Origin of the sequence: Burkholderia sp. Se-20378 (assembly GCF_017104665.1) — a bacterium.
Classification (GTDB): domain Bacteria; phylum Pseudomonadota; class Gammaproteobacteria; order Burkholderiales; family Burkholderiaceae; genus Burkholderia; species Burkholderia lata.
The window spans coordinates 1-13,668 of the sequence record NZ_JAAGPG010000214.1 but is presented as its reverse complement, the minus strand read 5'-3'; the positions used below and the strand labels follow the sequence as shown (position 1 = coordinate 13,668).

Genomic DNA, 13,668 nt, shown 5'->3' with positions numbered 1-13,668 from the left:
CGGCCCGGCCGGCGCGAGGCGCGCCGCGCGGATCGGCATCCGGCGCGCGCGAGGTGCGGCGGCCGGCGAAATGTCCGGCGTTTTCATCGTTCCATCCGGGCCGATCCGGCCCGCGGAGCGCGCAACCCAGAGGAATCCATGAGCGCATCACCCGCCGAGCGGAAGGCCGGACCCGTTTCCATCGTGCGACTCGAAGCCGCGATCAACGCGTGGCGCGAAGTGTACCCGCCGGCGCCGGACGGCGAGGACGGCTACGCGCTCGACGCCGGCAGCAATTGCCTCGCGGAGCTGTACGGCACGATGATCTGCTACAAACTGCCGGACGTGCCGCTCGACTCGCTGAGCGACGCGCAGCGCGACGCGCTCTACGCGACCGAGGTGTGAGAGAGGGTCGTGACGCCGCCACTCCGCGGCGTCGATGAAACAACGGGAAGCTCGCGGGCTTCCCGTTTTGCATTGGGCGACGCGGGGCCGCGCGCGTGGCGGTTGGCGCCGCCTGCGGTATCGTGATGGCATCATCCGGCCGCGATTGAACGCCGGATCGCTGTCCGGGAGGCATCGAACATGGAGTTGAGACACCTCCGCTACTTCGTCGCGGTTGCCGAAGAGCGGAATTTCACGCGGGCGGCCGAACGGCTGCATATCGCGCAGCCGCCTTTGAGCCGGCAGATCCAGCAGCTCGAGGAGGCGCTCGGCGTGCCGCTGTTCGAGCGCAATGCGCGGCCGCTGAAGCTGACCGACGCGGGGCGCTTCTTCTATTCGCACGCGGTGCAGCTGCTCGCGCAGACGACCGAGCTCGAATCGATGACGAAGCGGGTCGGCAAGATCGAGCGCAGCATGTCGGTCGGCTTCGTCGGCTCGACGCTGTACGGGATGCTGCCGAAGATCATCCGGCGCTTTCGCAGCGAATACCCGGCCGTCGAGCTGAGCCTGCACGAGATGTCGACGATGGACCAGATCAAGGCGCTGAAGGAAGGGCGCATCGACGTCGGGTTCGGGCGCATCCGCCACGAGGATCCGAGCGTGCGGCGCGTCGTGCTGCGCGAGGAGCGGATGATCGTCGCGCTGCCGGTCGGCCATCCGCTCGACAGCGCGAAGCCCGTGCTGTCGCTGCACGATCTCGTCAACGACACGCTGATCATCTTTCCGAAGGCGCCGCGCCCGAGCTATGCGGACCAGGTGCTCGCGGCCTTTCACGACCGCGCGTTGCAGCCGCGCAAGATCTACGAGACGCGCGAACTGCAGATCGCGCTCGGCCTCGTCGCGATGGGCGAGGGCGTGTCGGTCGTGCCGCACAGCGTGTACGGGCTGAAGCGCGACGACATCAGCTACAAGCCGCTCGACGATCCGAACCTCGTGTCGCCGATCATCATGAGCATGCGGATGCTCGACGAATCGGAGGACCTCCGCGCGATGCAGGCGCTGATCTACCGGCTGTACGACGAGGCGCAGATGGAGTATCTGCCGCCGCAGCCCGAATGAACGCGCGGGCAGTGGGGGCTTGCTTGACGCTGTGTGCGGGCGCGGGCCACCATCGCAGGATCCGATACGGCCGCCGACGGGCGGCCGCTTTCATGCAGACGACACACACATGACCGATATCCCGATCGAGGAGACAACCGTCGAGACGCCGCAAGGGCGCCTCTTTGCGAAACGCTGGCGCGGTGATCCGGCGCAACAGGCGGCGGGGGCGTCGACGCAGCGCGCACCTGAGCCGGCCGCACCGATCGTGCTGCTGCACGATTCGCTCGGCTGCGTCGACCTGTGGCGCGATTTCCCCGCGCAGCTTGCGAGCGCCACGCAGCGCGACGTGATCGCCTACGATCGCCTCGGCTTCGGTCGCTCCGATCGTCATCCGGGGCAACTCGGCACGACGTTCGTGCGCGACGAGGCCGATCATGCATTCGCGACACTGCTCGAACAACTGGGCGTCGACGCGTTCGTCGCGCTCGGGCACAGCGTCGGCGGCGGGATGGCGGTCGGGTGTGCGGCCGCGCATCCGCAGCGTTGCCGCGCGCTCGTGACGATCGCCGCGCAGGCGTTCGTCGAGGATCGCACGCTGGCCGGCATTCGCGACGCGGGGCAGCAGTTCGACGAACCGGGCCAGCTCGACCGGCTCGCGCGCTATCACGGCGACAAGGCCGAATGGGTGTTGCGCGCGTGGGTCGACACGTGGCTGTCGCCGGCTTTTCGCGACTGGAATCTCGACGACGAATTGCCGCGCGTGCAATGCGCGACGCTCGCGATTCACGGCGAAGACGACGAATATGGATCCGACGTGCATCCGAAGCGGATCGCCGCGCGCGTCGCGGGGCCGTCGTCGTATCTGTTGCTCGGCCGGTGCGGGCACATGCCGCACCGCGAGCGAACCGACGACGTGCTGGCCGCCGTGACGACGTTCCTGCGCGACGCACTCGCCTGAGCGCTGCTGCCACCGGCGGGCATGCGCCCGCCGGCCATCAGAACGCGAGCTGGATCGCGAGGTCGATCGCGAGCAGCGCGATCGAGCAGCCGATACCGAGGACCACGTTCGGCAGCCGGTGCTCGAAATCGCGATGATCCTTGCGCATCGCGGCGCCGAGCAGGAAGATCGCCTCGACGACGATCTGCAGCCCGACGAACAGCAGCATCAGCAGATACTCGTAACCCATCTGCTTGAACGCGGCGAATTGCATCCCGTGATCGCGGATCCATTGGCCGACGCGCAGCAGTTCGTAAACGAACAGCAAGGCGGGAAACAGGTAGCTGATGAAATAGGTCGGCGCGGTGGCGTGCCGTAGTTCGAGGTGGAAATGCTGATGCGTGGTTGCCATCACGAATCCCTCCTTGCAACGCATGATTGCGGTCGCGACGGCAGCGCGACAACGTGCAAACGAAGGGATTACCCGAGGCGTCGTGCGCGGCCGTACGACATCAGCATACTGCTGCACGGGAAATTTGGCATGCGATGCGTGCGTTCGTCGTAAAAATGCATCTGCGCCGAACGACGCGTTCATTGCGGCATATTTGCAGGATGCGCTGCATCGGCCGGCTCCGTGGCGCGCGATGCATTCGGCGTCCACCCCTCCGGATGCTGCTCCAGATCGTCGGCCAACGCGCGCAGCGCGCTCGACGTTCGCGCGAATTGCGTCAACGTGCGGCGCACGTTCGATGTATTGGCACCTTGTTGCACGAGCATCGCCTGCGCGGCCGTGAATGATTGCCGCGCGGTGCCCAGCGCGATGCGTGCATGCGGTGCGAGTTCGGTATCGAGTTGCCTGAACAGCGCATCGGTATTCGCGAGCGCTGCGTTCAGATCCGTGCCGATGCGATCGAGCGGCAACCGGGAAAGCGTGCCGGCGATATCGGTCATCTGGACGCGCAGCACGTCGAGCGTGCCGGGCACGGTCGGCAACGCGATCGGCTCGCGATTCGTGTCGACCGATGCGGGCGGAGCATGCGGAAACATGTCGAGCGCGACATACGAGCGGTTCGCGATCGGGTTGCCGACGCGCAACTGGCCGCGCAAACCGCGCGCGACGAGCGTGCGCAGCAGCGCCTTGCCGGCTTCGCTGGCGCCGTTGCCGAGCACGTCGCGGTAGCGCTGCCCGAGGCGATCGGGGTAGAGCGCCATCGTCACGCGCATCGTGACGTCGCCGCGTGCTGCGTCGTATTCGGTACCAACGGCCGTCACGTTGCCGAGTTCGATACCGCGAAATTCCACCGGCGCGCCGACCTCGAGGCCGCGCAGCGAACGATCGAAGCGCATCACGACGGGCGCGGCCGGTGCGTTCGGCGTGCGCATCGCGTCGATTTCGTCATCGGCCACGCGAAAGCGTGCGCCGTCCGGCGCCGCGACGCTCGGTGCGCGCCCGGGCGGCGACGCGAATGCAAGGGCGCCGCTGAGCAGCGCGGCGATCGACGGCGTGTCGAGCTTCATGCCGCCCGCGCCGAGCCGCAGGCCGAGGCCGCCGGCTTGCCACCAGCGCGCATCGACGTCGACGGTTCGATCGAACGGTGCGGCGACGAACACGTCGATCGAGACGCCGTGCCCGTCGGCGTCGAGCGCATAGCCGGTCACCTGGCCGACGCGTGCGCGCCGGTGATAGACGGGCGAGCCGATCGCGACCGAGCCGAGCGATGCCGCGCGCAATGTGTAGTGGCGGCCGCCTTCTTCGGTGACCGGTGGCGCATCGAGCCCGGTGAACGTCGTACGCGGTTCGCGTGAATGGCCGAGCGCGGCCGCGATGTACGAACCGGACAGCACCGCATCGAGACCGGAGAGGCCACCGGCCCCGATGCGCGGCCGCACGATCCAGAAGCGAGTGTCCGCCGCCGCCAGTGCCTGCGCGTCGGCGTTCAGTCGCACATCGATCGTCACGCCCGGTTGTCCGCGCATCACGTGAACGCGCGTGACACGGCCTATTTCGACATTGCGAAGCCGCAGCGTCGATCGGCCGGCCGCCAACCCGTCGGCGCTCGCGAAGACGATCGTGATCGTTGGCCCTCGGCTGCCGAGCGACGCGATGCCCCATGCGATGCAGAGCGCAGCGGCCGCGAGCGGCACGATCCAGAAGAGCGCCGCTCGCGCGCGAGCCGGCACGCGTCTGCGCAACACGGGCCAACGTGTGCCGGCGGGTTTCAGTCGAACTGCGCGACGAGTGCATCGGCGCCCTTGTCGATGCCCGTCCTGGCCGCGCTGAGCGCACCGAAACTCGCACCGATGTTCATCGCGTTCGGATACTGCTTCGTCACGTACGCGTTGATCAGCCGGTTCGTCGCCGCATCGCGGATTTCCACCGCATACATGACCGAGCCCGTGAACGCGCCTTCGCGGCCGCGGATCGCCTGCACGCCGTTGTACACGTTGCCCGCGAGATCGAAGTGCGCGAATGCGCCGGCAAACGTCGTCGTCGTCACGGCGCCCGTCAGCGTCAGCTTCACGCGCAGCGTGCCGGGGCCCGGCGCGCTCGTCAGTTCGAAGCGCTTGCCGAGCTTCTTCGCGAACGTATCGCCCATGTACGTGGCGAGCGTCGTCTTGTCCTGGTCGGTCAGGTCGCCGAACTGGTGGTCGGTGCCGCGATAGATGGCCACGGGGTCGAGGATCAGCTTCCGGTACTGGTGCCAGTCAGCCGGCAATGCGTAGCGGTAGGGCACGCGGCCGGACTTGTCCTGCGGATCGCTGCGCAGGTACGGCGATGATTCGATGCCGCTGTAGCGGGCGGGCTGGACGCCGGCGCATCCGGCGAGCGCGACGCAAAGCGCGGCGTTGAGCAGGTGGCTGGACTTGAACAAGGGGTTCATCTGACGCTCCGGGTCGGGGTTCGCACCGGTGGAGCCGGGCGAAGGGTGGTGAAACAGGGCGGCATTGCCGCTTCGGGTTTATGAAAAAAACCAACCAGACGGTTTGTTTTTAGGGCGCAGCAGCCCCATGAATAGCGGGAGCGACAAGCCGTCGGGCAGGGTTGATCGGCCGGACAGCGAGGCTGCAGGCGGCGCTTGCCCCGCGCCGCGCGACGCGCGGTGCGGTCCGGCATCCGGCCGGGGCCGATGCGGGAGCCGATCGTAGCACCGCCATTTCCGGATGTAAACCGACCAGGCGGTTTGTTTGTGATAGACTCCGCGCACTTCCTTCATACGATCGCGCCGGTCCGGCGCGGTCGCATTGCACGACTCCATAGCGGGGACAGTTCATGGACAACCCGACGCGTTCCGAGCGAACGCGCACTGCCGCGATCCAGGCGGCGCTCGCGATCCTCGAGCGCGACGGCCCGGGCAAGCTCACGTTCGATGCGATTTCACGCGAAAGCGGTATCAGCAAGGGCGGGCTGATGCATCAGTTCCGCACGAAAGGCGATGTGCTGAACGCGCTGATGGAACATCAGCAGGACTACTACCAACGATTCCAGCGCGAGTATCTGGCCGCACGCGATCCGGGCGAGGCGCAGCCGACGCTGTCCGCGCAAATCGCGACGATGCGCGAAGTGATCGACCAGCAACCGTCGGCCGCGCTCGCGATCATGGCGGCGCTGGTCGAGGATCCCGCGCCGCTGCAGCAGGTGCGGGATATCGACGCCGAGAACGCGAAGCGCATCGCGGCCGAATCCGGCGATCCGGATCTTGCGTTGCTGCGCTGGAAGGCGGCGTGGGGGCTCGCGCTATCGGCGATGTTCGGGCTGTGCCCGCTGTCGGCCGACGAACGGGCCCGTCTGTTCGACCGGTTGCTCGACGAGTCGCAATGGCCGTCGGGCGGCAGCGCTGCCGCGCCGGCCGCGAAATCGGCGCGGAAAAAATGAAACGCGCGTTCGTCGCTTGCGGAGTGGCGGTCGTCCGCTTCGGGCGCTCGCTGCTCGCGGTCGTGCTCGGGCGCTTGTGATCCGGTGAGCGCGTGACCGGTTACCGACCACCGGCGCCGCTCAGTGTTTCGCTTCCGCGCCTTCGACGAACAGCTTCGCGATCGCCTGGAACTCGCGTTTCAGCGACAACCCCGGCACGGTCAGCCAGCGCAGCATCGCCGCGAGATACAGGTGATGGAACCACGTTGCGAGCTGGTCGGCGTGCAGCGCGCCGTTCAGTTCGCCGGATTGCTGCCCGGCGGCGATCAGTTGCTGCCACACGAGCGCGATATCGCTGCCGTTCTCTCCACCGCTTGCCGGTTCGGCCGCGCCGATGCTCAGGAAGCGATGGCGCAAATACGCGAGCAGGTACGCGGGATGCTGCTCGCACCACGCGGCCGATGCGTCGAGCACGCAGCCGATCCGCGACGCGAAGGTCTTGCGTCGCGCGACGTCGCGCTGCAGATGCGCGAGATCGCGTGCGAGTTCACCTTCCAGCCAGTGCGCGAGCACGGCTTCCTTCGTTGCAAAGTGGTTGTACAGCGTGCGCTTCGCGACATCGGCCTGCGCGGCGATCTGTTCCATCGTGACGGCTTCGTAGCCGTGCGCGTCGAACAGGCGTGCACCGGTGGCGGCGAGATGCGCGAGCATCTGGATGCGCTTGCGTGCGCGGCGGCCCGGATCGTCGGTCGGAATCGTCATGGCGGGGGATTGACTGAAAGTGCACGAGTTGCATTAGTATACGACGTGCACTTTTCTGAATCCACCCATTGCCGCCGTGCACGAGGAGTCACGCATGAAGCTCGTCATCGCCACCTACGGCACCGAAGGCGACACGCGCCCGCTCGCGGCGCTGGGCCGTGCGCTGATCGATGCCGGGCACGATGTCCGGCTGCTGGCCGATGCGGAGACGCTCGGGTCGGCCGCTGCGCTCGGCGTGCCGTCGGCGCCGTTGTCCGGCGATATCCGCCGGGCAATTGCGCCGGATGGCGCATTGGCGGATGCGGTGCGCGGGCGCGGTGGTTTCAACGACACGTCGAAGGCGCTCGCGGCGATCGCCAATGCGAACACGGCGGCGTGGATGCGCGAAATCTCGGACGCGTCGGAAGGCTGCGACGCGATCCTCGTGTCGGGGCTCGCATCGTTCGTCGGCTTGTCCGTCGCCGAGTATCGCGGCGTGCCGGCGATCGGCACCGGGATGATTCCGATCACGCCCACCACGGAATTCGCGTCGCCGTTCCTGCCGCCGGGGAAGCTGCCGCGCTGGCTGAACCGCGCGAGCCACCGGTTCGTGAATGCGCTGTTGTGGCAGGCGTTCAAGAAGGCGACGAATGCGGCGCGAGCGAGCGTGTGCGGGTTGCCGCCGCGCAAGCAGGTGTGGACCGATCATCCGATGCTGTACGGCGTGTCGCCGGCGCTGCTGTCCGGCCCTGGCGACTGGCCGTCGAACGTGCAGGCATGCGGCCAGTGGCGGATCGATGCGCGGACATGGGAACCGCCGCCTGAACTCTCGGCTTTTCTCGAAGCGGGCGATCGGCCCGTGTACATCGGTTTCGGCAGCATGGCCGGCTTCGATCGCGCCGCGATGGTCGAAGCGCTGACACACGCGCTCGCCGGCCGGCGCGCGTTGTTCTATCCGGGCTGGAGCGGCATCGACGCGTCGATGCTGCCGGCACACGTTCACGTGATCGGCGATACGCCGCATGACTGGCTGTTCCCGCGCGTATCGATGGCGATTCATCACGGCGGATCGGGCACCACGCATTCGGCTGCGCGGGCCGGCATGCCGTCGGTCGTCGTACCGTTTGCGGGCGATCAGTTCTTCTGGGCGAACCGGCTGCAACGGCTCGGCGTGGCGGGTGCGCCGGTGGCGGGGCGGCGTGTGGACGCTGCCGCGCTGGCGCGGGCCATCGAGTTTGCCGAACGGGACGAAACGAAAGCGCGCGCGATCGAACTCGGCGCGCGCATCGCGCAAGAGGACGGTTTGAAGCGGGCCGTCAGTGCGATCGAGCGATGGGGGCGGGCCGCAGCGCGGTGAGCCCGCGCATCGGCATCAGAAATGCCCGGTGAACCGGTAACGGCTGCCCGGGTGCCACAGATTCGCGACCGACGCGACCATCCCCTGCGACCACGTGCGCCGATGCAGCAGCAGGCACGGTTCGCGATCGTCCATCGTCAGGTGGCGGCGCGTTTCGGTATCGGGCATCGCGGCCTCGATCCGGTATTCGACGCGCTGCAGCGGCGCGACGCGGGTCAGGTACTGGTTCGGCGTGGTCGTCGTGAAGTCCTGCAGCGCATACTCGGGCGCGCAGGCCGGATTGACCCAGCGTTCCTCGAGCTGCACCGGCGTGTCGTTCTCGAAGTGCAGCACGCGCGAATGGAAGATCGGGCTGCCCGTGTCGATCTGCAGTTCGTCGGCGAGCTTCGTATCGGCGACGGCCGCGCCCACCTGCAGCACCTGCGCGCGATAGCCGTGGCCGCGCGCGGCGACTTCGTCCGAGATGCTGCGGATCGCGACGAGCGTCGATTCGTACTTCGGCGACGCGACGTACGTGCCGGAACCGCGTGTGCGCGTGAGCACCTGTTCGGCGGTCAGCTCGCGCAGCGCGCGGTTGACGGTCATCCGCGCGACGTTGAATTCGCGCGCGAGCTCGTTCTCCGACGGCACCTGGTCGCCTTCCGCCCATTCGCCGGCATGAATGCGCGCGAGGATGAAGTCCTTGATTTCCTGATAGATCGGTGTGGTCATGGGATCACGATTCCAGAGTCGGCAGCGGCCCGCCGCCGAATGCCGATCCGGCGCGCGCCCGGCGCCGAGTGTACCGGTTTCGCGGACGCGCGGGCCCGGATTTCCCGAATGATCCCTGTTCGGCCTGCGCGCGTCCATGCGGGATTGCACAGAGCGGCCGGCCTTCGACGGCCGGCGCGCGGTCAGAACCGATGCCGGATGCCGACCGTTCCGACCACCTGCGTGTTGGTCGACGAAGCCGCGAGCCCCGTGACGTTCGCGAACCCGAGCGTCGCACCCGACGGCACGCCGAACTGGTGCTGGTAGACGGTTTCCGCGTACACGTCGGTGCGCTTGCTCAGCGCGTAGTCGGCCATCAGCGTCACCTGGTGCCATTTCGGCCGTTGGCTGCCGGTTGCGTCGTCGTAGCGGCCGTTGGTGAACGTATAGGCGCCCGCGAACGAGACGGCCGGCGTCAGCGCGTAGCGCGCATTGACCTCGAAGTTGTCGAAGCGCAGCGCGTTCAGCGCGCCGGGCAGCGACGACGCGGCCGTTTCGTCGAACATCGAATGCGTCCACAGCGCGCCGACCGTCAGCCGGTCGAACGCGTAGCTGCCGCCCGCGCCCATCACGCGCTGACGCACGGCCGGGAAGTTTGGGCCGTCGTTGGTCGACAGCGCACCGCCGGCCGTCAGCCCGCCGCGGTTGAGCTGCAGGTACGCGGCGCCGAGGCTGACCGGCCCGTTCGCATACGACACGCCCGCGCTGTACGCGCGGTTGTTCGCGAAGCCGCCGGCCGCGTTGCTGAACCCGTACAGGCCGCCGAACTGCCAGCCGGCGAGCGTCGGGCTCGTGTATTTCACCGCGTTGTCGATGTAGAACGAATCGTCGAGGTTGTCGTTGTCGAACGGATGCGATGCGAGGTTGTTGCCGTCGCCGTTGTTCGCCATCGCGAGCGGGCCCAGATAATCGACCACGGCATCGTATTGGCGGCCGAGCGTCAGTGCGCCGTACCGGTCGCTCTGCAGGCCGATGTACGCGCGGCGGCCGAACATCGTGTTCTTGTAGGACTGCGTGCCGTTGTTCAGGTTGAAGCCGTTTTCGAGGCGGAACAGCGCATGCAGGCCGCCGCCGAGATCCTCGTTGCCGCTCAGGCCGAACACTGTATTCGACAGCAGGCCGCTGCCTTGCTGCCACGCGCTTTTACCCGACTGGTTGTTCGTATAGGCGATACCCGCATCGAGCATCCCGTAGAGCGTGACGCTGCTTTGCGCATGCGCGGCCGCGCTGAGGAACGCGAGGGAGAGGGTACCGGCGACTGCTTTTTTCATTGAATGTGCTTCCTGGAAAGGCCCGTAGCGACGGGAACGACGATCCGGCGCGCGCACCGGGGGCGAACGGGTGCGGCTCGTGACGAACCGCACGCGTTCGCACCGGCAACGCGCGTTCGAATCGATGAAAGGGGAGCGGGCGCGTGACGCGTGTCACGCGCGGCCGCGTCAGATGCCGGCTAGTGCTGCAGCAGGCGGATCGTGCCGAATTCGGCGGCCGGCAGCAGACGGAGGATCGACAGGATCGCGGGCGACGCCTGCGACCGCGCGACTTCGAGCTCGATGCACGCGCGCCCGGTGCGGTTGTCGATCGCGGCCGTATAGAAGTTGAGCGCGGCGCCGACCGCCTGGTGCAGCAGGCCCCGCACGACGGCGAGGTTGTCCGATTCGACGCGGATCGACAGCAGCACGAGCTCGTCGGCCGGGTACCGGCGCCGCGAACGAACGGGCGGCAGCGTGCGTGAAGCGGCGGATTCGGTTCTGGTCGGTTTCATGCTGGCACCCCGGGTCGCATCGTGCTCCGCACCGCGGAGATCTCGTCTTGGACATGTCGCTCATTCTAGGAATCGCGGTGACGATATGGTGTATAGACTCGTATTGGCCCTGAAAAGAACGTATAAAAACACCATCACCACCGGCTTTCGTCTTTACAGCTTTTTTATTCCGCGTAAAGAAATTGAACACCGCTTTGATACGCGGATTTCTACACTGTCGCATCCCATTCGCCAGTTGAGCATGGGGGCGTCACACGGGCCTGCACCGACACGGCGAGGCCCGATGCGCCGACGATCGCGCGGCGTTGCCGCGCATACGAAAAAAAGGGGAAAGCCATGTTGTGGATCACCGGCGCGTTGTCGCTCGCGCTCTTTATCTATCTGTTTCATGCGTTGATCAAGCCCGAGCGGTATTGATCGGCGCGATTCAACAGGAATTCGAAAATATCGGTGAATGTCATGAGCGATCTGCTTTTCATTCTGTTCACGCTCGCGTTCTTTGCCTTGACGGCGGGTTTCATCACCGGCCTTGACCGGATCTGAGCGAGCGTCGACATGTTCAACAATCTCATTCAATTCGCGATCGTTCTCGCGATCATGCTGGCGCTGGTGCCCGTCGTCGGGAAATGGCTCGCGCACGCCTTTACGAGCCCGCGCCACGCGTGGGTCGAACGCCGTACCTATGCGCTGCTCGGCGTGAACCCCGACGAAGCGATGTCGTGGCAGCGCTACGGGATGGTGCTGCTGCTCAGCAATGCCGGGATGATGCTGGTCGGCTACCTGCTGCTGCGCATCCAGGACGCATTGCCGTTCGACGCGCTGCAGCGCGCCGCGCAAAGCCCCGACCTTGCCTTCAACACGGCCGCATCGTTCATCACGAACACGAACTGGCAGGCGTACGCGGGCGAGAGCAGCCTGTCGAACTTCTCGCAGATGGCCGTCATCACGTTCCTGATGGTGGTCAGCGCGGCGACCGGCGTCGCGGCCGCGGGCGGCTTCATCCGCGGGCTGAGCCGCAAGAGCGCGGCCGACATCGGCAACTACTGGGTCGACTTCACGCGCGTGACCTATCGCGTGCTGCTGCCGCTCAGTTTCGTGATGGCGCTCGTGTACGTGTGGCAGGGCATGCCGCAGACGCTCGCGTCCGATGCGTGGGCGACCACGCTCGAAGGCGCGCGCCAGCAGATCGTGATGGGGCCCGTGGCCAGCCTCGAATCGATCAAGCATATCGGCACGAACGGCGGTGGCTTCTTCAGCATGAACGCCGCGCACCCGTTCGAGAACCCGACGCCGCTCACCAACACGCTGCACATGCTGTCGATGCTGCTGATTCCGTCCGCGCTGACCTATGCGCTCGGCACGATGATCGCCCGGCGCCGCCAGGGCTGGGTGATTCTCGGTGCGTTCGTCGTGATGTTCGTCGGCTTCCTGGCCGTGATCTATTCGGCCGAGCAGTACGGCAATCCGCTCGTGGCCGGGCTGGGCGTCGACCAGCAGATGAGCGCCACGCAGCCGGGCGGCAACATGGAAGGCAAGGAGATGCGCTTCGGCATCGCGCAGACGAGCCTGTTCGCCACCGTCACGACAGCCGCGACCACCGGGTCGGTCGACGCGATGCATGACTCGCTGACGCCGCTCGGCGGGCTCGTGCCGATCGCGCAGATGATGCTGAACAACGTGTTCGGCGGCGACGGCGTCGGGCTGATCAACCTGTTCACGTTCGCGATCCTCACGGTGTTCCTGGTCGGGATGATGATCGGGCGCACGCCGGAATTCCTCGGCAAGAAGATCGAGGCGCGCGAGATGAAGCTCGTGATGCTCGCGGTGCTCGCGCATCCGTTCAGCATCCTCGGCTTCACCGCGGTGGCCGCGATGCTGCATTCGACGATGGACAGCCTCGCGAACCTCGGCCCGCACGGCTTCAGCGAAGTGCTGTACGCCTATACGTCGGGCACGGCCAACAACGGCTCCGCGTTCGCGGGCCTGAACGCGAACACGCCGTTCTTCAACACGACGATCGGCTTCGCGATGCTGATCGGCCGCTACCTGACGCTGCTGCCGATGCTCGCGGTCGCGGGCAGCCTCGCCGCGAAGAAGAGCGTGCCGGAAAGCGCGGGCACGCTGTCGACCTCGACGGGCCTGTTCGCCGGCCTGCTGGTCTTCGTGATCCTGGTCGTCGGTGGCCTCACGTTCCTGCCGGCGCTCGCGCTCGGCCCGGTCGTCGAGCACCTGATGATGTCGGGCGGCCAACTGTTCTGAGGAAAACATCATGATGCAAGGCAATCGCCAGGCAGCGGCCGCCGCCGCGCCGGCACCCGGTTCTTCGTTCGGCGCGGCGACGCGCGGCCTCCTGCGGCCCGTGATCGCGTCGTCGGTGCTGTTCATGCTCGTCACGGGTGTCGCGTATCCGCTGCTCACCACGGGCGTCGCGAACGTGCTGTTCCCGTCGCAGGCGCGCGGCAGTCTCGTGCAGCAAAACGGCACGACGGTCGGCTCGGCCGTGATCGGGCAGAACTTCACGCGTGCCGGCTACTTCCACGGGCGGCCGAGCGCGACGGTCGGCACCGATCCGGCCGATCCGTCGAAGACGGTCGACCAGCCGTACAACGCGGCCGGCAGCGGCGCCAGCAACCAGGGCGCTACGAGCAAGAAGCTGCTTGCGGACATTGCGCAGCGTGTGCGCGTGTACCGGCAGGAGAACGCGCTCGCCGCCGGCACACCGGTGCCGGCGGATGCGGTGACCGCGTCGGCGTCGGGGCTCGATCCCGAGATCTCGGTCGCGAACGCGCGGCTGCAGGCGA

The 13,668-nt window shown here is 67.1% G+C and carries 15 protein-coding genes; 8 read left to right on the top strand and 7 right to left on the bottom strand.

Annotation, left to right across the window (positions count from 1 at the left end):
- Nucleotides 1-138: 138 nt before the first annotated feature.
- The 3 genes from G3N93_RS21570 to G3N93_RS21560 all read left to right on the top strand — a co-directional run bounded on the left by G3N93_RS21570 (nucleotide 139) and on the right by G3N93_RS21560 (nucleotide 2,422).
- Nucleotides 139-384, top strand: coding sequence for a DUF3717 domain-containing protein (locus G3N93_RS21570; RefSeq protein ID WP_089497522.1), 246 nt, complete (start codon nucleotides 139-141; stop codon nucleotides 382-384).
- 180 nt (nucleotides 385-564) lie between these two features.
- A complete protein-coding gene (locus tag G3N93_RS21565) occupies nucleotides 565-1,482 on the top strand; it encodes a LysR family transcriptional regulator (RefSeq protein ID WP_011355987.1) in 918 nt (305 codons plus the stop codon).
- Between the two features lie 109 nt (nucleotides 1,483-1,591).
- Nucleotides 1,592-2,422, top strand: a complete 831-nt coding sequence (locus G3N93_RS21560; protein WP_206133909.1) for an alpha/beta fold hydrolase — start codon at nucleotides 1,592-1,594, stop codon at nucleotides 2,420-2,422.
- Between the two features lie 37 nt (nucleotides 2,423-2,459).
- Here the strand turns inward: G3N93_RS21560 and G3N93_RS21555 are convergent, their stop codons facing one another.
- From G3N93_RS21555 to G3N93_RS21545, 3 genes are all read right to left on the bottom strand, one after another.
- Nucleotides 2,460-2,813 (bottom strand): hypothetical protein, encoded by a 354-nt coding sequence (locus G3N93_RS21555; RefSeq protein ID WP_011355985.1) that lies wholly within the window; start codon nucleotides 2,811-2,813, stop codon nucleotides 2,460-2,462.
- Between the two features lie 179 nt (nucleotides 2,814-2,992).
- Nucleotides 2,993-4,597 carry an MlaD family protein gene (locus G3N93_RS21550; RefSeq protein WP_307873422.1) on the bottom strand — a complete coding sequence of 535 codons (1,605 nt, stop codon included), beginning with the start codon at nucleotides 4,595-4,597 and terminating at the stop codon, nucleotides 2,993-2,995.
- Between the two features lie 23 nt (nucleotides 4,598-4,620).
- The gene (locus G3N93_RS21545) at nucleotides 4,621-5,283 is read right to left on the bottom strand and encodes a DUF3313 domain-containing protein (protein WP_206133908.1); all 663 of its coding nucleotides are present in this window, start codon (nucleotides 5,281-5,283) and stop codon (nucleotides 4,621-4,623) included.
- A gap of 389 nt (nucleotides 5,284-5,672) precedes the next feature.
- Here G3N93_RS21545 and G3N93_RS21540 point away from each other — a divergent pair, with 389 nt between their 5' ends.
- Entirely contained in the window at nucleotides 5,673-6,275 is a 603-nt protein-coding gene (locus G3N93_RS21540) for a TetR family transcriptional regulator (protein ID WP_174940820.1), read from the top strand.
- Nucleotides 6,276-6,395: 120 nt separating this feature from the next.
- On the opposite strand, the gene G3N93_RS21535 is transcribed toward G3N93_RS21540, so the two are convergent.
- Nucleotides 6,396-7,016: a TetR/AcrR family transcriptional regulator gene (locus G3N93_RS21535; protein WP_206133907.1), complete on the bottom strand. Its 621-nt coding sequence runs from the start codon at nucleotides 7,014-7,016 to the stop codon at nucleotides 6,396-6,398.
- A 94-nt stretch (nucleotides 7,017-7,110) separates the two neighbouring features.
- Between G3N93_RS21535 and G3N93_RS21530 the strand changes: the two genes are divergently transcribed.
- Complete coding sequence (locus G3N93_RS21530; protein WP_206133906.1) at nucleotides 7,111-8,352, top strand: glycosyltransferase; 1,242 nt, start codon at nucleotides 7,111-7,113, stop codon at nucleotides 8,350-8,352.
- A 15-nt stretch (nucleotides 8,353-8,367) separates the two neighbouring features.
- Here G3N93_RS21530 and hutC read toward each other — a convergent pair whose 3' ends face one another.
- The 3 genes from hutC to G3N93_RS21515 form a co-directional block, all read right to left on the bottom strand.
- Nucleotides 8,368-9,063: a histidine utilization repressor gene (hutC, locus tag G3N93_RS21525; RefSeq protein ID WP_174938882.1), complete on the bottom strand. Its 696-nt coding sequence runs from the start codon at nucleotides 9,061-9,063 to the stop codon at nucleotides 8,368-8,370.
- Between the two features lie 182 nt (nucleotides 9,064-9,245).
- On the bottom strand, nucleotides 9,246-10,373 hold the full coding sequence (locus tag G3N93_RS21520; RefSeq protein ID WP_206133905.1) for a porin: 1,128 nt from the start codon (nucleotides 10,371-10,373) through the stop codon (nucleotides 9,246-9,248).
- A 179-nt stretch (nucleotides 10,374-10,552) separates the two neighbouring features.
- Complete coding sequence (locus tag G3N93_RS21515; RefSeq protein WP_241026642.1) at nucleotides 10,553-10,867, bottom strand: hypothetical protein; 315 nt, start codon at nucleotides 10,865-10,867, stop codon at nucleotides 10,553-10,555.
- 336 nt (nucleotides 10,868-11,203) lie between these two features.
- On the opposite strand from G3N93_RS21515, the gene kdpF reads away from it, so the two are divergent.
- From kdpF to kdpC, 3 genes are all read left to right on the top strand, one after another.
- Nucleotides 11,204-11,284, top strand: coding sequence for a K(+)-transporting ATPase subunit F (gene kdpF, locus G3N93_RS42490; protein WP_063623159.1), 81 nt, complete (start codon nucleotides 11,204-11,206; stop codon nucleotides 11,282-11,284).
- Between the two features lie 138 nt (nucleotides 11,285-11,422).
- Nucleotides 11,423-13,126 carry a potassium-transporting ATPase subunit KdpA gene (kdpA, locus tag G3N93_RS21505; protein WP_206133904.1) on the top strand — a complete coding sequence of 568 codons (1,704 nt, stop codon included), beginning with the start codon at nucleotides 11,423-11,425 and terminating at the stop codon, nucleotides 13,124-13,126.
- Between the two features lie 10 nt (nucleotides 13,127-13,136).
- The coding region (kdpC, locus tag G3N93_RS21500) for a K(+)-transporting ATPase subunit C (RefSeq protein WP_206133903.1) at nucleotides 13,137-13,668 on the top strand (532 nt) is incomplete at its 3' end.